The organism is Mycobacterium sp. DHQP2018-32-09 (assembly GCF_058148405.1).
In genome coordinates this window covers 1-17149 of record NZ_JBYVYK010000038.1, presented here as the reverse complement: position 1 = coordinate 17149, position 17149 = coordinate 1, and the positions used below count along the sequence as shown (strand labels likewise).

Below are 17149 nucleotides of genomic sequence, written 5' to 3'. Positions count from 1 at the left end.
GCCAGACGGACACCGTCAGGCAGCCGAACGCCCGTGGCCCCGCCGATGACGCGGGCTCGCGGTCAGCGGCGGCGTCCGAAGTTCCACCGGCGGCGCGGAGCGGATGTGGCCTCCGGCGTCGCAACGGGCTTCGGCTCGGGTTCGGGCTCGGGCGTCGGCTCGGATTCGGCAGCACCGTCGGTCTGGGAAGCGTCGGCATCGGCTGACGCGTCGACGTCTGTCGACGCCTCCTCGGCAGCGACTTCCGCAGTGCTCTCCGCAGCGGCCTCCCCCGGGGCCTCCGCGGTGGACTCAGCACTGGCCTCCGCCGTGGACTCCGCACTGGACTCGGCGTCCACCACGCCCTCGGCAGCCACGGCATGTGCCCGCGCCGCATCCGACTCGGCCGCTGCGACCTCGTCGCCGTCGACCGAACCCAGACCGTCCTCCGGCCTGGCCGCGTCCCCGGCATCGGCACCGGACTCCTCGGAGTCCTCGGAGTCCTCTGCGGCCTCGGCGAATTCCTCGGCCTCGGCGATCTCCTCCGACGGCGCCGTCTCGACCTGCTCGACCAGATCGTCGGCCTCCGCCGCCGCTTCCGAATGCGGCTCGGATTCGGATCCGGCTTCGCCTTCGGCCTCGGGATCACCGGCAGCGACCGCCGCCTCTTCGGCGACCACCTCGGCCTCGGCCGCACCCGCGATGGCGGCTTCGTGCACCTCGGCGGCATCCGACTCGGCCGCCTCGACCTCGTCGCCGTCGACCGACCCCAGACCGTCCTCGGGTGCCGCTTCCGCTACGGCATCGGCTGACGCGTCGGCATCGTCGGACGCGTCGGCATCGTCGGACGCGTCGACGTCGGCTGACGCTTCCTGGGCGCCGGCGGAGGACGTCGCCGAGGCCGCAGCCTCCGCCTCGACGGCACCTTCGGCCGCCACCGCGTGCGCCCGTGCGGCATCCGACTCAGCCGCCTCGACCTCGTCACCGTCGACCGACCCCAGACCGTCCTCGGGCCGTCCCTCGGCATCCTCGTCCGCGGAGGCGTCCTCGCCTGCCTCGGCGAACTCCTCGGCCTCGGCGATGTCCTCCGCCGGCGCCGTCTCGACCTGCTCGATCAGATCCTCCGCCTCCGCCGCCGCCTCGGACGCGGGCTCGGACTCGGACTCGGACTCAGGCTGCTCGTCGGCGCGGGAATCGTCGGCAGCGGCTGCCGCCTCCTCGGCGACGGCCGCTGCCTCCGCAGCGCCGTCGACGGTCGCCTCGTGCACCTCGCCGGCCTCCGCGTCGGCCGCGAGGACGTCGTCGCCGTCCACCGAGCCCAAGCCACCCTCGGGCGCGGGCTCTGCCGACCGCGCGTCCGACGCCCCCGAGGCGGCACGCTCCTCGCGGCCCGCGACGACCGCCGCGGCGACGATGCCGCTGGTGGCCGACGCCGCGACGACGTCCTCACCGACCTCGTCGACGAGTTCCCCGGCGCTTTCGGCGCCCTTGCCGCGTAGCGTCTCGGCGGCCTCGCGGCCCTTCTTGGCCGCCATGATGTAGACGACGGCGCCGACGAACACGAACGTCGAGGTGAAGCTGTTCACCCGGATGCCGGTGAAGGTCGTCGCGTAGTCGCTGCGCATCAACTCGACCCAGAAGCGGCCGACGCAGTACGCCGCCACGTACAGCGCGAACAACCGGCCGTGGCCGATCTTGAACCGCCGGTCGACGTACAGCAGCACCGCGAACACCAGCAGGTTCCACAGCATCTCGTACAGGAACGTGGGGTGCACGATGGCGACCAGCTGGCCGTTGGACACCCCGTTCAGGGAGTCCTTGAAGCCGGCCGCATTCACCCGCTCGTAGATCTCCAGGCCCCACGGCAGGTCCGTCGGACGGCCGTACAGTTCCTGGTTGAAGTAGTTGCCGAGCCTGCCGATGGCCTGGGCCAGCACGATCCCCGGGGCGATGGCGTCGCCGAAGGCCGGCAGCGGGATGCCGCTGCGCCGGCACGCGATCCAGGCTCCGACGCCACCGAGCGCCACGGCACCCCAGATGCCGAGTCCGCCGTCCCAGATGCGCAACGCGGCGACGAAACCCTTGCCGCCGGGCCCGAAGTACGTGCTCCAGTCGGTCATGACGTGGTAGGCACGCCCGCCGATCAAGCCGAACGGCACGGCCCACAGCGCGATGTCGTAGATGACACCCGGCTCACCGCCGCGGGCGACCCACCGCCGGTCACCGATGACGAGCGCGGCGACGATGCCGGCGAGGATGCACAGCGCGTAGGCCCGGATGGGCAGCGGCCCCAGGTGCCAGACGCCCTGGGCGGGGCTCGGGATGTAGGCGAGCAGCGTCGTCGTCATGCGGTGACCCGCTGCCGCACGCCGTCGGCCAGCTCGGCGGTGAGGGCCCGCACCGCGGGCACACCCTCGCCGAGCGCCGTCACCAGCGCCGAGCCGACGATGACGCCGTCGGCGTAGGCACCGATCTCGGCGGCCTGCGCGCGGGAGCGCACCCCCAGCCCGACGCCGACCGGGATGTCGGAGATCGCCTTGACGCGGGCGACCAGTTCGGGCGCCATGTTCGACACCGCGTCGCGCGCACCGGTGACGCCCATCGTGGACGCCGCGTAGACGAAGCCGCGCGAGGCAGCGACCGTGGCCGCGAGCCGCTCCTGGGTCGACGACGGCGCGACGAGGAAGATGCGATCCAGGCCGAGGGCGTCGGACGCCGCGATCCAGTCGTCGGCCTCCTCGGGGATGAGGTCCGGGGTGATCAGACCCGCACCGCCCGCCGCAGCGAGATCCCGGGCGAAGGCGTCGACGCCCCACTTCAACACCGGGTTCCAGTAGGTCATGACGACGGCGGTGCCGCCGGCGTTGCTGATGGCCTCGACGGCCCGCAACGCGTCTCGCACCCGCACGCCGCCGCGCAACGCGACCTCGGTCGCGGCCGCGATGGTGGGGCCGTCCATGCCGGGGTCGGAGTACGCGACGCCGACTTCGACGATGTCGCAACCGGATTCGACCATCGCGACCATGGCGTCGATGGACGTCTGGACGTCCGGGTAACCCGTCGGCAGATAGCCGATGAGCGCCGAACGGTTCTGCTCGCGGCAGCGCGCGAACGTCTGCGACAGCGTCACTTCGGGGTCTCCTGCTCGTCGATGAGGCCGAACCACTTGGCCGCGGTCTCGACGTCCTTGTCACCACGACCGGACATGTTGATCAGGATCAGCGAGCCCGGACCCAACTCGGCGCCCAGCTTCAACGCACCCGCGACCGCGTGCGCGGACTCGATGGCCGGGATGATCCCCTCGGTGCGGCACAGCAGCCCGAAGGCGTTCATGGCCTCGGCATCGGTGATCGGCAGGTACTCGGCGCGCCCCACGTCCTTGAGGTAGGCGTGCTCCGGACCCACTCCCGGGTAGTCCAATCCCGCTGAGATGGAATGCGATTCGATGGTTTGACCGTCGTCGTCCTGCAGCAGGTAGGAGAACGAACCCTGGAACGCGCCCGGCGTCCCCCCGGTGAACGTGGCCGCGTGCCTGCCGGTCTCGACGCCGTCACCGGCCGCCTCGTACCCGACCAGGCGGACCGTCGGGTCGTCGATGAACGCGTGGAACACGCCGATGGCGTTGGAGCCGCCGCCGATGCACGCCGTCACCGCGTCGGGCAGCCGGCCGACCTGCTCGAGCATCTGCGCCCTGGCCTCCAGCCCGATGACGCGCTGGAAGTCGCGCACCATCGTGGGGAACGGGTGCGGGCCCGCGGCGGTGCCGAAGCAGTAGTAGGTGGTGTCGGCGTTGGTGACCCAGTCGCGGAACGTCTCGTTGATGGCGTCCTTGAGCGTCGCCGACCCCGACTCGACGGCGACCACCGTGGCCCCGAGCAGACGCATCCTGGCGACGTTGAGCCCCTGCCGGACCACGTCGACGGCGCCCATGTAGACGACGCACTCCAGCCCGAGCAGCGCACACGCCGTGGCGCTGGCCACGCCATGCTGGCCGGCGCCGGTCTCGGCGATGATGCGCGTCTTGCCCATCTGCTTGGCCAACAGCGCCTGACCGAGCACGTTGTTGATCTTGTGCGAGCCGGTGTGGTTGAGGTCCTCGCGCTTGAGGAACAGCCGCGCGCCGCCCGCGTGTTCGGACAGCCGGGTGGCCTCGTACAGCGGCGAGGGCCGCCCGGTGTAGTGGCGCTGCAGCCGGTCCAGCTCGTCGAGGAACGTCTGGTCGGTGCGGGCCTTCTCGTAGGCGGCCGTGACCTCCTCGATGACGGCCATCAGCGCCTCGGGAACCAACCGACCGCCGTAGGCGCCGAAGTGTCCGCGGGCGTCGGGGTCGTGCAGGGTGGGCTCGGCGACGGCCGCGCTCGCACGCGGCAGCTCCGGGCCGGAAACGTCGGCCATGATCAATCTTCTCTTCGCTGCGGGCGATTCATCGGACGGTGTGCTGCGCTCTCGGGGCGTCCCATGCGGGACGTCAGCGCGACGGTTTCGGGCACGACGGATGCGTACCCGCCGTCACCAGATCGGCGACGGCGGTGCGGGGGTCGCCACTGGTGACCAGGCCTTCGCCGACCAGGACCGCGTCGGCCCCGGCACCGGCATAGGCCAACAGGTCGGCGGTACCGCGGACGCCGGACTCGGCGACCCGGATGACCTTGGACGGCAGTCCCGGGGCGATGCGCGCGAAGCAGTCGCGATCGACCTCCAGGGTCTTCAGGTTGCGGGCGTTCACGCCGATGACCCGCGCGCCTGCTTGTAGGGCGCGGTCGGCTTCCTCCTCGGTGTGTACCTCGACCAGCGCCGTCATGCCCAGCGACTCGGTGCGGTCGATCATCGACTCGAGTGCCTGCTGCTCCAGCGCCGCCACGATGAGCAGCAGCATGTCCGCACCGTGGGCCCGCGCCTCGTGGATCTGATAGGGGCCGACGATGAAGTCCTTGCGCAGCACCGGAATCGACACCGCGGCACGCACCGCGTCCAGATCGGCGAGCGAACCGTGGAAGCGGCGCTCCTCGGTGAGCACGCTGATCACCCGCGCCCCGCCGGACTCGTAGGCCCTGGCCAATTCGGCGGGATCGGCGATGGACGCCAGGGCGCCCTTCGACGGGCTGGCGCGCTTGACCTCGGCGATGACGCCAATGCCGTCGGCGCTCAACGCGGCCAGCGCATCGAGCGGCGGTGCGGCCTTCTTCGCCCTTTCCTTCACCTCGGCCAAGCTCAACGCGGCCTCGCGGGCGGCGACGTCGGCGCGGACTCCTTCGATGATGGAGTCGAGAACGGTGCCCGTACTCATGAGCCGTCGTCGTCCTTCCGGGAGATGCCGGTCACCCGATCTACACGGGAATCTTCCTCCACGAAGGGTAGCCGCCACGCCGTCATCGGGTCTCACCGCCCCTCGTCTCCGCCGTCGGGTCACGGCCCTCGTCGAGGGCGTCCCAGATCATCCGTTCGCTCATCGCCGCGTGGCCGTCGGCGCGCGCCGCCTCCTCGCGGCGGGCGGCCGGCGCCGCGTACTTGGTGGACGTCGCGCCGCCCCTGGTCGCCGCGCGAATCAGCAGTACCGCACCCGCCAGCGTGCACACCGCCGCGACCAGGGTGAGCGCAGCACCCCAGTGGTACCGCTGCGTGCCGACGAGCGCCGCGACGGGCACCTGCGCCAGATCGGCGGCGCGCACGGCGACGTCGGGTGTCACCCAGGCCGCGATGCCCAGGTAGGCCATGCCGCCGCTGGCGATCGCGACCAGCACCGACAGCAGCCGCAGGGGCCAGCCCCGCACCGCGAGCACCGCGATGGCCGCGGCGGCGACCAACAGGGCCATCGGCACCAGCGCCGTGGACCACTGGGCACCGGAGAGCGTCGTGGTCTTGGGCCGGCCGAGCCCGTCGGCCGACGACACGTCCACCCACGGCAGCCGCGACGCCCCCCACAGGGCGAGACCGGCCAGCAGGAGCAGTGCCTGCGCGATCCGGGTCACGGTTCGGTGAGGGTCTCGGCCGCGGCGATGGCACCGAGGACGGCGCGCGCCTTGTTGGCGGACTCGTTGTACTCGTAGGGGCCGTTGGAGTCGGCGACGACTCCCCCGCCGGCCTGCACGTAGGCGGTGCCGTCGCGCATCAGCGCGGTGCGGATCGCGATGGCGAAGTCGGCGTTGCCCGCGAAGTCGAGGTAGCCGAGGACCCCGCCGTACAGGCCGCGGCGCGTGGCCTCGACCTCCTCGATGAGTTGCATGGCGCGCACCTTCGGGGCCCCCGACAGGGTGCCCGCCGGGAAGCAGGCGGTGACCGCGTCCAGCGCCGTCTTGCCGTCTGCCAGGCGACCGGTGACCGTCGACACCAGGTGCATCACGTGGCTGTAGCGCTCGATGTGGCTGTAGTCCTCGACCCGCACCGACCCCGGCACGCACACCCGGCCCAGGTCGTTGCGGCCCAGGTCGACCAGCATGAGGTGCTCGGAGCGCTCCTTCTCGTCGCTGAGGAGTTCCTTCTCCAGCAGCACGTCCTCTTCCTCGGTGTCGCCGCGCCACCGCGTCCCCGCGATGGGGTGGGTGGTCGCCTTGCCGTCCTTGACGGTGACGAGCGCCTCGGGACTGGAGCCGACGATCGAGAACGCCAGCCGGCCGTCGGCGTCGGGAACGTTGAGCAGGTACATGTAGGGACTCGGGTTGGTCACCCGCAGCATGCGGTAGACGTCGATCGGGTCGGCCGTGGTGTCCATCTCGAACCGCTGCGACGGCACCACCTGGAACGCCTCGCCGGCCTCGATGTCGCCGACGAGTTTCTCGACGATCGCGGTGTACTCCTCGACGGTCCGCTGCGAGCGGTGCGTCGGCGCCGGCCTGCTGAACGTCGCGACCGTGGACCCGAGCGGCTCGGCCAACGCCGCGGTCATCACCTCGAGGCGGGCCACGGCGTCGTCGTACGCCTGGTCGACGTGCTCGTCGGTGCCATTCCAGTTGACCGCGTTGGCGATCAGCGTGATGGTGCCCTCGTGGTGGTCGACGGCGGCGATGTCGGTGGCCAGCAACAGCAGCAGGTCCGGCAGACCCAGGTCGTCGACGGCGAGTTCGGGCAGCCGCTCCAGCCTGCGCACCAGGTCATAGGCGAAGAACCCGACGAGACCGCTCGACAGCGGCGGCAGCCCCGGCAGCGGCGCGGTGGCCAGCAGGTCGAGCGTCTGCCGCACCGCCACCAGTGGATCGCCGCCGCTGGGCGCACCCTGCGGCGTCACGCCGAGCCACACGGCCTCCCCGTCGCGCACGGTCAGCGCCGACGGCGCCCCCGCACCGATGAACGAGTACCGCGACCAGGACCGGCCGTTCTCCGCGGACTCGAGCAGGAACGTGCCGGGCCGGTTGGCGGCCAGCTTGCGATACGCCGAGAGCGGGGTCTCGCCGTCGGCCAGCACCTTGCGGATGACCGGCACGACGCGGTGCTCGGCGGCCAGCGCCGCGAAGTCCTCCCGCGAGGTGGTCGCTTCGTTCACGTGGTGGGTGCCGATCGTCACGGACGTCATTGTCCCAGATCGTCGTCGTCCCGGATTCTCCCCGCCGTCCCGGTGCGCGGCCGCCACCGCACGCCGGGATCCCCCGTGCGGCGTAGCCTGGGCGGCCATGGCGATCCTTGCGCGTGGTTCCCGCGTCGACGACTTCGAACTCCCGGACCAGACCGGTACGCCGCGGCGTCTCGGCGAGTTGCTCGCCGACGGCCCGGTGGTGCTGTTCTTCTACCCGGCCGCCATGACCCCCGGATGCACCAAGGAGGCCTGCCACTTCCGAGATCTGGCAGGCGAATTCGCCGCCCTCGGGGCGCGCACGGTCGGCATCAGCGCCGATGCCGTCGACAAGCAGGCGACGTTCGCGGCCAAGGAGCGCTTCGACTATCCGCTGCTGTCCGACGTCGACGGCACCGTCGCGGCCCGCTTCGGCGTGAAGCGCGGCGTGCTCGGCAGGTTCATGCCCGTCAAGCGCACCACGTTCGTCATCGACACCGACCGCACCGTGCTCGAGGTGTACACCAGCGAGTTCAACATGGACGCCCATGCCGACCGCGCGCTGCAGGTGCTCCGCACGCGCTGACCTCGAGGAGTTCTTCCCGTGACCCCCGTGTTGGAGATCGACGACGTCACGTTCCGGCGTGACGGCAAGCAGATCATCGACGGCATCTCGCTGACGGTGCACAGCGGTGAACACTGGGCCCTGCTGGGCCCCAACGGCGCAGGCAAGAGCACGCTGCTGGGCTTCTGTGCGGCACAGACGTTTCCGACCACCGGAACGGTGCGCGTGCTGGAGCGGCAGATGGGCCGCACCGACCTGGCGGCGCTGCGCCGCTCGATCGGCCACGTCAACCCCCGTCACCGGCTGCAGTATCCGCTGACGGTGCGCGAGGTGGTGCTCACCGGCATCACCGCGACCATCGACCTCGCCGCGCGCTGGACGCCCAGTGCCGCCGAGGTGGCGCTGGCCGAGCAGTTGATCGCGACCGTCGGACTGTCCGCGCGAGCCGACTCGGTGTGGCCGACGCTGTCGCAGGGCGAACGGGGACGCACCCTGATCGCCCGCGCGCTGATCTCCGACCCCGACCTGCTCCTGCTGGACGAGCCGACCACCGGGCTGGACGTCGCCGCGCGCGAGCAGCTCCTGGAAACGCTCGACGCGCTCGACGATTCGCATCCGGAGATGGCGTCGATCCTGGTCACCCACCACCTCGAGGAACTACCGACCAGCACCACGCACGCCCTGCTGATCGCCCACGGTCGCACCGTGGCCATGGGAGCCGCGCGCGACGTCGTCACCACCGAGCACGTCAGCACGGCGTTCGAGCATCCCGTCGTGGTCGGGTTCGACGAGGGCCGATGGTCCGCGCGGGCGAAGGCGTCCCGCCTGGTCTAGGGAGTTCTCCTGGTCTGGGGAACTCGCCTGGTCTGGGCAGCTACTCGGGCGCCAGCAGCTGGTCGGCGTCGAAGCACGTGTGGTCCCCGGTGTGGCACGCCCCGCCCACCTGGTCGACCACCAGCAGCACGGCGTCACCGTCGCAGTCGAGTCGCACCGAACGCACGTGCTGCGTGTGACCGGAGGTGGCGCCCTTGACCCACTGCTCGCCGCGTGACCGCGAGAAGTAGGTGGCCTCACGGGTTTCCAGGGTGCGGGCCAGCGCGGCGTCGTCCATCCACGCCACCATCAGCACGTCGCCGGATCCGGACTCCTGCACCACGGCCGTGAACAGACCCTCGGCATTGCGCTTGAGTCGGGCCGCGATGCCCGCGTCCAGGGAACTCACCTGACCACGATCCCCTCGGCCGCCATCGCGGCCTTCACCTGCCCGATCGTCAGCTCCTTGAAGTGGAACACGCTGGCGGCCAACACCGCATCGGCACCGGCGTCCACCGCGGGCGCGAAGTCGCCGGCGGCACCGGCGCCGCCGCTGGCGATCACCGGGACGTGCACCGCCGCCCGCACCGCCCGCAGCATGCCCAGGTCGAAGCCGGCCTTCGTGCCGTCGGCGTCCATCGAGTTGAGCAGGATCTCACCCACCCCGAGTTCGGCACCGCGCCTGGCCCATTCGACGGCGTCGATGCCGGTCCCCCGGCGGCCGCCGTGCGTGGTCACCTCCCAGCCCGACGGCGTCGGCGGCTCCCCCTCCGGCACCGTGCGGGCGTCCACCGACAGCACGATGCACTGCGACCCGAAGCGCCGCGACAGCTCGGCGAGCAACTCGGGACGCGCGATGGCCGCGGTGTTCACCGACACCTTGTCCGCACCGGCGCGCAGCAGGATGTCGACGTCGTCCACCGAGCGCACGCCACCGCCGACCGTCAGCGGGATGAACACCTGCTCGGCGGTGCGGCGCACCACGTCGAGCATCGTGGCCCGCCCCGACGACGACGCGGTGACGTCGAGGAACGTCAGCTCGTCGGCGCCCTCGGCGTCGTACACCGCGGCCAGTTCCACGGGATCGCCCGCGTCGCGCAGGTTCTCGAAGTTGACGCCCTTGACGACGCGGCCGGCGTCGACGTCCAAGCAGGGGATGACGCGGACGGCCAACCCGTCGCCTGCGTGGTGGTTCATCGATAGTCCTCCGGTGCGCCCACCGACGCGACGATGTCCAGGATCTCTTCGTGCACGCCCGGTGCGCCCGCCAGCGCCGACCGCGACGTCGGCGTCCACGGATTGCCCGCGAGGTCGGTCACCACGCCACCGGCCGCACGCACCAGAGCGACCCCCGCCGCGTGGTCCCACACGTGGTGGCCGAAACTGATGGCCCCGCCCAGCACCCCCGCGGCCACGTACGCCAGATCGATGCCGGTGGCGCCCTGCATCCGCATCCGGGAGCATCGGCGGCTGAGCCGCTCCATGGTCGCGATTCGGTAGCGCCCCGGGAACTCGCCGCGCGAATCCACGTTGAACGTGCCCAGACCCACCACCGACTCGGCGAGCTGCGCGGTACCGAGCGCCGGCTGCTCGGCGGCGTTGACGTACAGCGGCCGTCCCACGACGGCGGTGTACCGCTGGTCGGTGAACGGCACCCAGGTCAAGCCCGCGACCGGTTCGCCGTCGCGCAGCAGCCCCAACAGGATCGCCGCCGTCGGCAGCCCCGCCGCGTAGTTGAAGGTGCCGTCGATGGGATCGAGCACCCACACCAAGTGCGAGTCCAGGTCGGCGCCGCCGAACTCCTCGCCGTGCACGCCGATGCCGGTCGTGGTCTGCAGGGCCTCGACCACCTGGCGCTCGATGGCCAGGTCCACCTCGGTGGCGAAGTCGTTGCCCTTCTTGGCGACCGCGGAGTCCGCGCGATGGCCCGCGATGAACGGCTCGACGGCCTCGTCGAGGATCACCGACGCCGTGGCCACCAGCGCGTCGAGATCGGTGTCGTCGGCGGCCATCTCCTACCGGCTCACCGCGGCCAGCGCCTCGGGCAGCGTGAACCGACCCGCATAGAGCGCCTTGCCGACGATCGACCCCTCGACGCCGCGGTCGGTGAGCGTGGCGATGGCCTCCAGGTCCGCGATGCTCGAGACGCCGCCCGAGGCGATCACGGGGGCGCTGGTGCGCTCGGCGACGCCGCCGAGCAGGTCCAGGTTCGGGCCGTTCAACGTGCCGTCCTTGCTGACGTCGGTGACGACGTAGCGCGAACAGCCCTCGCGGTCCAGACGGTCCAGCACCTCCCATAGGTCGCCGCCATCGGTCTCCCACCCGCGCCCGCGCAGCCGGTGCTGACCGTCGACGATGAGCACGTCGAGCCCCACGGCCACCTTGTCGCCGTGCTCGGCGATCACGCGGGCACACCACTGCGGGTTCTCCAGCGCGGCGGTGCCGAGGTTCACCCGCGCGCAGCCGGTGGCCAGCGCCGCGGTCAGCGACTCGTCGTCGCGGATGCCGCCGGACAGTTCCACCGCGACGTCGAGTCGACCGATCACGTCGGCCAGCAGCTCGCGGTTGGAGCCGCGGCCGAACGCCGCGTCCAGGTCCACCAGGTGGATCCATTCGGCGCCGTCGCTCTGCCAGCCCAGCGCCGCGTCGTGCGCGGAACCGTAGTCGGTCTCGCTACCGGCGACGCCCTGGACCAGGCGTACGGCCTTGCCGTCGACGACGTCCACGGCGGGCAACAGAATCAAGGGGGTCTTGGTCGGCACGTCGCATCACCCTAGTTGTTCGAGCCAGTTGGTCAGCAGGGCCGCACCGGCGTCACCGCTCTTCTCCGGGTGGAACTGCGTGGCCGACAGCGCGCCGTCCTCCACCGCCGCCAGGAACGGCACGTGGTGGGTGGCCCACGTCAGCGTCGCCCCCGGGGCACCCTCCCAGGTCTGGGCCGCGTAGGAGTGCACGAAGTAGAACCGCGTCGCGGGATCGATGCCCGCGAACAGCCGCGAGGAGTCCGGGGCGGCCACGACGTTCCACCCCATGTGCGGGATCACGGGCGCGTCGAGACGCGTGACGGCGCCGGGCCACTGCCCGCACCCGGTGGACTCCACGCCGAACTCGACGCCGCGCGCGAACAGGATCTGCATGCCCACGCAGATGCCCAGCACCGGACGGCCCCGGGCCAGCCGATCGGCCACGATGGCGTCGCCACCGACGCCGCGCAGGCCCACCATGCACGCCTCGTAGGCGCCGACGCCGGGCACCACCAGGCCGTCGGCGTCCGCCGCGACCGACGCGTCCGCGGTCACCTCGACGTCGGCCCCGACGCGTTGAAGTGCGCGCTGGGCCGACCGCAGGTTGCCCGAGCCGTAGTCGAGGACCACGACGGACGGCTTGCTCACAGGGTGCCCTTCGTCGACGGCACCCCGACGACGCGCGGATCGGGTTCGACGGCCTGACGCAGCGCCCGCGCGACCGCCTTGAACTCGGCCTCGGTGATGTGGTGCGGATCGCGGCCGTACAGCGTGCGGACGTGCAGCGCGATGCGGGCGTTGTAGGCGATCGACTCGAACACGTGCCGGTTGATCACGGTGTGGTACGGCGTCGACGAACCGGCAATCGTGAAGTGCACCATGAACTCCGGCTCACCGGTGTGCACGAAGTAGGGCCTGCCCGAGACGTCCACGGCGGCGTGGGCCAGCGTCTCGTCCATCGGGATGAACGCGTCGCCGAACCGGCGGATGCCCTTCTTGTCGCCGAGCGCCTGCCCCAGGGCCTGGCCCAGCACGATCGCGGTGTCCTCGACGGTGTGGTGGCCCTCGATCTCGACGTCGCCCTTGGCGTGCACGGTGAGGTCGAAGCTGGCGTGGCTACCGAGTGAGGTCAGCATGTGGTCGAAGAACGGGACGCCGGTGTCGATGTCGACGACGCCGGTGCCGTCGAGGTCGATCTCGACGACGATCTGCGATTCCTTGGTCGCGCGTTCGACGCGGGCGCGGCGGTGGGCCGGGGCGGTCATGAGGCTCCTACGGGACGGCCGGGTTCGGTGAGTTCGGTGAGTTCGGTCTCGGCGAGGCGGGCGCTGGCCTGCAGGAACGCGTCGTTCTCGGCGGCCAGGCCGGTGGTGGCGCGCAGGAAGCCGGGGATGCCGACGTCACGGATCAGCACGCCCGCCTCCAGGTAGCGCTGCCAGGCGGCGGCCGCATCGGCGAAGCCGCCGAACAGCACGAAGTTGGCGTCGCTGGGGATGACGCGAAAACCCATGTCGGTCAACGCCTTCGAGACCCGGTCACGTTCGGCGGCGAGCGTGGCGACGCTGCCCAGGGTGTCGTCGGCGTGGCGCAGGGCGGCGCGGGCGGCGACCTGGGTGAGCACCGACAGGTGATACGGCAGCCGCACCAGCAGCAGCGCGTCGATCACCGCCGGGTCGGCCGCCAGGTAACCCAGCCGGCCGCCTGCGAACGCGAAGGCCTTGCTCATGGTGCGCGTCACGACGAGCTGGGCGGGGAAGTCGGCGAGCAGGTGCACCGCGCTGGGTTGCGACGAGAACTCGCCGTACGCCTCGTCGACGATCACGACCGCGGGTGCGGCCTCGAGCACGCGGCGCAGCTCGTCGAGCGGGATGCTTTGCCCCGACGGGTTGTTCGGGCTGGCCAGGAACACCACGTCGGGTCTGCGCTCGACGATCGCCGCCACCGCGGCGTCGACGTCGAGACCGAAGTCCTCGGCACGGTTCACCTGCAACCACGCGGTCTGGGTGCCGTCGGAGATGATCGGGTGCATCGAGTAGGACGGCACGAAGCCGATGGCACTGCGCCCAGGCCCCCCGAAGGCCTGCAGCAGCTGCTGCAGGATCTCGTTGGATCCGTTTGCCGCCCAGAGGTTCTCGACGCCCAACGGCACCCCGGTCTGCCGGGTCAGGTACGCGGCGAGGTCGGTGCGCAGCGCCACCGCGTCCCGGTCGGGGTAGCGGTGCAACTCATGCGCGGCATCGCGGACCGACGCGGCGACGTCGTCGACGAGTGCCTGCGTGGGCGGGTGCGGGTTCTCGTTGGTGTTGAGCCGCACGGGCACGTCCAGCTGCGGCGCACCGTAGGGCGACTTGCCCCGGAGATCGTCGCGCAGCGGTAGGTCGGACAGCGTGATTCCGCTGCGGCTCACGTGGTCTGGCCCCTTCCCGAATCCTCGCGGGCGTCACGCCGCAGCTGTCCGAAGCGCCTGCGGACGGCGTCGCCGTGCGCAGGCAGGTTCTCGGCGTTGGCCAGCGTCACGACGTGTTCGGACACGTCCTTCAGCGCGGCCTCGGTGTAGTCGACGACGTGGATCCCGCGCAGGAACGTCTGCACCGACAACCCGCTGGAGTGCCGTGCGCAGCCCGCCGTGGGCAGCACGTGATTGGACCCGGCGCAGTAGTCGCCCAGGCTCACCGGCGCCCACGGCCCGACGAAGATGGCGCCGGCCGAACGGATGCGGGCGGCCACGTCGGCGGCGGCGACCGTCTGGATCTCGAGATGTTCGGCGGCATAGGCGTTCACGACGCGCACGCCGGCGTCCAGATCGTCGACCAGCACGATGGCCGACTGCTTGCCCGACAGCGCCACGGTCACCCGGTCGCGGTGCGTCGTGGTCGCGACCTGCGCGGACAGCTCGACGTCGGTGGCGTCGGCAAGCTCGGCGCTCGTGGTGACGAGCACCGAGGCCGCCATCTCGTCGTGTTCGGCCTGGCTGATCAGATCCGCGGCGACGTGCACGGGGTCGGCCGAATGGTCGGCCAGGACCGCGATCTCGGTGGGGCCGGCCTCCGAGTCGATCCCGACCTGCGAGCGGCAGATCCGCTTGGCCGCGGTGACGTAGATGTTGCCCGGCCCGGTGATCATGTCGACCGGGGCCAGCTCGGCGCCGTCGACGTCGACGCCGCCGTAGGCCGCCAGCGCGATGCCCTGCGCACCCCCGACCGCCCACACCTCGGTGACGCCGAGCAGCGCGGCCGCGGCGAGGATCGTGGGGTGCGGCAGACCGTGGAACGGCCCGTCGGGATCGGCTTGCGGCGGGCTGAGGATCACCAGCGATTCGACGCCCGCCGTCTGCGCGGGCACGACGTTCATCACGACGCTGGACGGGTAGACGGCATTGCCGCCGGGAACGTAGAGGCCCACCCGCTCCACCGGTACCCACCGTTCGGTGACGGTGGCGCCGGGTGCCAGCGTGGTCGTGGTGTCGGTGCGGCGCTGATCGGCGTGCACGGCGCGGGCCCGGGTGATGGCCACCTCGAGCGCGGCCCGCACGTCCGCAGGTAGCGCGTCGAGCGCGGCGGCCAGTTTCGCGGCCGGGACGCGGACCGCGGCGGGGCGCAGCCCGTCGAACCGCTGGCCGTACTCGAGCGCCGCCTCGGCACCGCGGGCGCGGACGTCGTCGACGATGGGACGCACGGTGGGCACCACGGAGTCGACGTCGACGCCGCCGCGCGGCAGCACCGCACGCAACTCGGCCGTCGACAGGTGTCGCCCGCGCAGATCGATGCGTGCCATCAGCGAATGCGTCGGCTGCGTGCGCTCCGTACCGTCAACTCCGAGGTCCACGCCGACTATTGTCCCAGAGCAGTACAAATCGAATCTTGGAGCCGTCATGTCCGCATCGCAGCCAGGAAAGTCGCAGTCCAGGAAGGACCACCCGAACCACGCGCCCGGCGTGCCCATGCTCATGCCGGTGCGGTTGGAGAACCTCCAGATCAAGTACGTCAACCCGCTGCTGCGACCGTTGGCCAAGCGCATGCCGGGGTTCGCGGTGATCACCCATCGCGGCCGCCGCACCGGCACCGAATTCGAGACGATCGTCACGGCGTACCGCAAGGACCGCCTGCTGGCCATCGGCCTGATGCACGGCAAGACGAACTGGGTCAAGAACGTGCTGGCCGCAGGCGAGGCCGGCATCCGCGTGGGCCGCGCCGAGCTGCACCTGGTCAACCCGCGCGTGCTGCCCGCCGGGACGCGCGACGCCGCCCTGCCGCTGATTCCGCGGCTGCTGGCCAAGCGCCAGGGCACGTTCGTCGCCGACATCGCCTGACCGCGGGGTCACCGGAATTCGATTGAGGCCGGCGGCGCCCCCTGAAACACTGCACGGGTGGCATGGCAGATGTGGTTGGCGTTCGTCGGCGCGGCGTTCCTGATCGCGCTGTCGCCCGGTGCGGGCGCCGTGCAGTCGATGGCGACCGGCCTGGTGCACGGGGTGCGTCGCGGATACTGGAGCATCCTCGGCCTGGAGCTCGGACTGATGCTGCAGCTGGCGCTCGTGGCCCTGGGATTGGGCGCCATCGTCACCAGCTCGATCGTGGCGTTCAACGTCGTGAAGTGGATCGGCGTGGCCTACCTGGTGTACCTGGCCGTGCGGCAGTGGCGCACGGCCGCCCACGACATGGGCGAGGAGCTCGGTCCCGCGGGTAGCGGCAGCAGGCGGACACTGGTCACCCGCGGCTTCCTGGTCAATGCCACCAACCCCAAGGGGCTGGTGTTCTTCCTGGCGGTGCTGCCGCAGTTCGTCGTCCCCACCGCTCCCCTGCTGCCGCAGTATCTGGCGATCGGGGCCACGATGATCGTCGTCGACGTCATCGTCATGACCGGCTACACCGGCCTGGCCGCACGGCTGCTGCAGTGGATGCGGACGCCGCGGCAGCAGACCGCGGTGAACCGGACGTTCTCGGGCTTGTTCGTCGTTGCCGCACTGGCGTTGTCGCTGGTCCGGCGCACCGCGACCACCTGACGCCAGCCAACTCACCGGCACGCCTCCCGCACCGCGGACGAGCGGCAACTGACACATGCGTGAATTTTGGCAACCCTTGACGATCCATGTGAACGAGTGTTTACGTTTTACGAAGTGAAGGGTATGAGGCACTGGCCGCCTCCGACCGAAACTCGCGACCAGGGAGAACTCACCGCATGCCTCAGGCCACCCACCGCGCCACGATGCTCACCGCCGCACTGACCGTCGGCGTCCTAGCCGCCGCAGGCACCAGCGCGGCCACCGAGCAGACGCCGCAGACGGGCACGGTCCCGCCCGCGCTGGCAGCGCCCCGGCCCCTGGCCTACAGCCCCGCCCTGACCGCCATCGTGGTGCCGACCAGCATCGCCGCGAGCGCGCCCGCGGCGGGCGCCCGCGCCGTCGTGTTCCCGTCCGGCGCGGTCATTGTCGAACCGGGCACGTCCGGCTCTTCGGGAACGTCGAGCGCGCGACCCACCGAGGCGGTGGCGCTGATCGCCACCCCGGCGGCGGTCTCGCGCCCGGCTGCCGCCGCGACGGGTGGCGGCGGTGCGCCGTCGGCGGCG

18 protein-coding genes and 1 pseudogene are annotated in these 17149 nt (G+C 71.5%); 5 read left to right on the top strand and 14 right to left on the bottom strand.

Annotated elements, in window-relative coordinates:
- Positions 1–62 precede the first annotated feature (62 nt).
- The 6 genes from lgt to AC30CM_RS18400 form a co-directional block, all read right to left on the bottom strand.
- Complete coding sequence (gene lgt / locus AC30CM_RS18425) at positions 63–2327, bottom strand: prolipoprotein diacylglyceryl transferase (protein WP_490118347.1); 2265 nt, start codon at positions 2325–2327, stop codon at positions 63–65.
- Positions 2324–3109: a tryptophan synthase subunit alpha gene (trpA, locus tag AC30CM_RS18420; protein ID WP_490118346.1), complete on the bottom strand. Its 786-nt coding sequence runs from the start codon at positions 3107–3109 to the stop codon at positions 2324–2326. Before trpA ends, lgt begins: the two co-directional genes overlap by 4 nt.
- A complete protein-coding gene (gene trpB / locus AC30CM_RS18415; RefSeq protein WP_490118345.1) occupies positions 3106–4374 on the bottom strand; it encodes a tryptophan synthase subunit beta in 1269 nt (422 codons plus the stop codon). The genes trpA and trpB overlap by 4 nt, the downstream gene beginning before the upstream one ends.
- A gap of 73 nt (positions 4375–4447) precedes the next feature.
- Positions 4448–5266 carry an indole-3-glycerol phosphate synthase TrpC gene (trpC, locus tag AC30CM_RS18410; RefSeq protein ID WP_490118344.1) on the bottom strand — a complete coding sequence of 273 codons (819 nt, stop codon included), beginning with the start codon at positions 5264–5266 and terminating at the stop codon, positions 4448–4450.
- 82 nt (positions 5267–5348) lie between these two features.
- Positions 5349–5948, bottom strand: coding sequence for a TIGR02234 family membrane protein (locus AC30CM_RS18405; RefSeq protein ID WP_490118343.1), 600 nt, complete (start codon positions 5946–5948; stop codon positions 5349–5351).
- On the bottom strand, positions 5945–7456 hold the full coding sequence (locus AC30CM_RS18400) for an anthranilate synthase component I (RefSeq protein ID WP_490118383.1): 1512 nt from the start codon (positions 7454–7456) through the stop codon (positions 5945–5947). Before AC30CM_RS18400 ends, AC30CM_RS18405 begins: the two co-directional genes overlap by 4 nt.
- A gap of 127 nt (positions 7457–7583) precedes the next feature.
- Here AC30CM_RS18400 and AC30CM_RS18395 point away from each other — a divergent pair, with 127 nt between their 5' ends.
- Together AC30CM_RS18395 and AC30CM_RS18390 are read left to right on the top strand one after the other, a co-directional pair.
- Positions 7584–8048, top strand: coding sequence for a peroxiredoxin (locus AC30CM_RS18395; protein ID WP_490118342.1), 465 nt, complete (start codon positions 7584–7586; stop codon positions 8046–8048).
- 18 nt (positions 8049–8066) lie between these two features.
- On the top strand, positions 8067–8861 hold the full coding sequence (locus tag AC30CM_RS18390; RefSeq protein ID WP_490118341.1) for an ABC transporter ATP-binding protein: 795 nt from the start codon (positions 8067–8069) through the stop codon (positions 8859–8861).
- Positions 8862–8901: 40 nt separating this feature from the next.
- On the opposite strand, the gene hisI is transcribed toward AC30CM_RS18390, so the two are convergent.
- Genes hisI through hisD form a run of 8 tightly spaced genes read right to left on the bottom strand, consistent with a single transcriptional unit; the run spans position 8902 to position 15361 of the window.
- Entirely contained in the window at positions 8902–9249 is a 348-nt protein-coding gene (gene hisI / locus AC30CM_RS18385; protein ID WP_490118340.1) for a phosphoribosyl-AMP cyclohydrolase, read from the bottom strand.
- Positions 9246–10037: an imidazole glycerol phosphate synthase subunit HisF gene (gene hisF, locus AC30CM_RS18380; protein ID WP_490118339.1), complete on the bottom strand. Its 792-nt coding sequence runs from the start codon at positions 10035–10037 to the stop codon at positions 9246–9248. Before hisF ends, hisI begins: the two co-directional genes overlap by 4 nt.
- Complete coding sequence (locus AC30CM_RS18375; RefSeq protein WP_490118338.1) at positions 10034–10852, bottom strand: inositol monophosphatase family protein; 819 nt, start codon at positions 10850–10852, stop codon at positions 10034–10036. The genes hisF and AC30CM_RS18375 overlap by 4 nt, the downstream gene beginning before the upstream one ends.
- A 3-nt stretch (positions 10853–10855) precedes the next feature.
- On the bottom strand, positions 10856–11602 hold the full coding sequence (priA, locus tag AC30CM_RS18370) for a bifunctional 1-(5-phosphoribosyl)-5-((5-phosphoribosylamino)methylideneamino)imidazole-4-carboxamide isomerase/phosphoribosylanthranilate isomerase PriA (protein WP_490118337.1): 747 nt from the start codon (positions 11600–11602) through the stop codon (positions 10856–10858).
- A 6-nt stretch (positions 11603–11608) separates the two neighbouring features.
- The gene (hisH, locus tag AC30CM_RS18365) at positions 11609–12232 is read right to left on the bottom strand and encodes an imidazole glycerol phosphate synthase subunit HisH (protein ID WP_490118336.1); all 624 of its coding nucleotides are present in this window, start codon (positions 12230–12232) and stop codon (positions 11609–11611) included.
- The gene (hisB, locus tag AC30CM_RS18360; RefSeq protein WP_490118335.1) at positions 12229–12849 is read right to left on the bottom strand and encodes an imidazoleglycerol-phosphate dehydratase HisB; all 621 of its coding nucleotides are present in this window, start codon (positions 12847–12849) and stop codon (positions 12229–12231) included. Before hisB ends, hisH begins: the two co-directional genes overlap by 4 nt.
- Complete coding sequence (locus tag AC30CM_RS18355) at positions 12846–13991, bottom strand: histidinol-phosphate transaminase (protein WP_490118334.1); 1146 nt, start codon at positions 13989–13991, stop codon at positions 12846–12848. The genes hisB and AC30CM_RS18355 overlap by 4 nt, the downstream gene beginning before the upstream one ends.
- Positions 13988–15361: a histidinol dehydrogenase gene (gene hisD, locus AC30CM_RS18350; protein WP_490118382.1), complete on the bottom strand. Its 1374-nt coding sequence runs from the start codon at positions 15359–15361 to the stop codon at positions 13988–13990. The genes AC30CM_RS18355 and hisD overlap by 4 nt, the downstream gene beginning before the upstream one ends.
- A 94-nt stretch (positions 15362–15455) precedes the next feature.
- Here hisD and AC30CM_RS18345 point away from each other — a divergent pair, with 94 nt between their 5' ends.
- The 3 genes and pseudogenes from AC30CM_RS18345 to AC30CM_RS18335 all read left to right on the top strand — a co-directional run.
- Positions 15456–15893 carry a nitroreductase family deazaflavin-dependent oxidoreductase gene (locus tag AC30CM_RS18345; RefSeq protein WP_490118333.1) on the top strand — a complete coding sequence of 146 codons (438 nt, stop codon included), beginning with the start codon at positions 15456–15458 and terminating at the stop codon, positions 15891–15893.
- A gap of 57 nt (positions 15894–15950) precedes the next feature.
- On the top strand, positions 15951–16586 hold the full coding sequence (rhtB, locus tag AC30CM_RS18340) for a homoserine/homoserine lactone efflux protein (protein ID WP_490118332.1): 636 nt from the start codon (positions 15951–15953) through the stop codon (positions 16584–16586).
- A gap of 176 nt (positions 16587–16762) precedes the next feature.
- A pseudogene (locus AC30CM_RS18335) lies at positions 16763–17149 on the top strand (hypothetical protein); the annotation flags it as partial.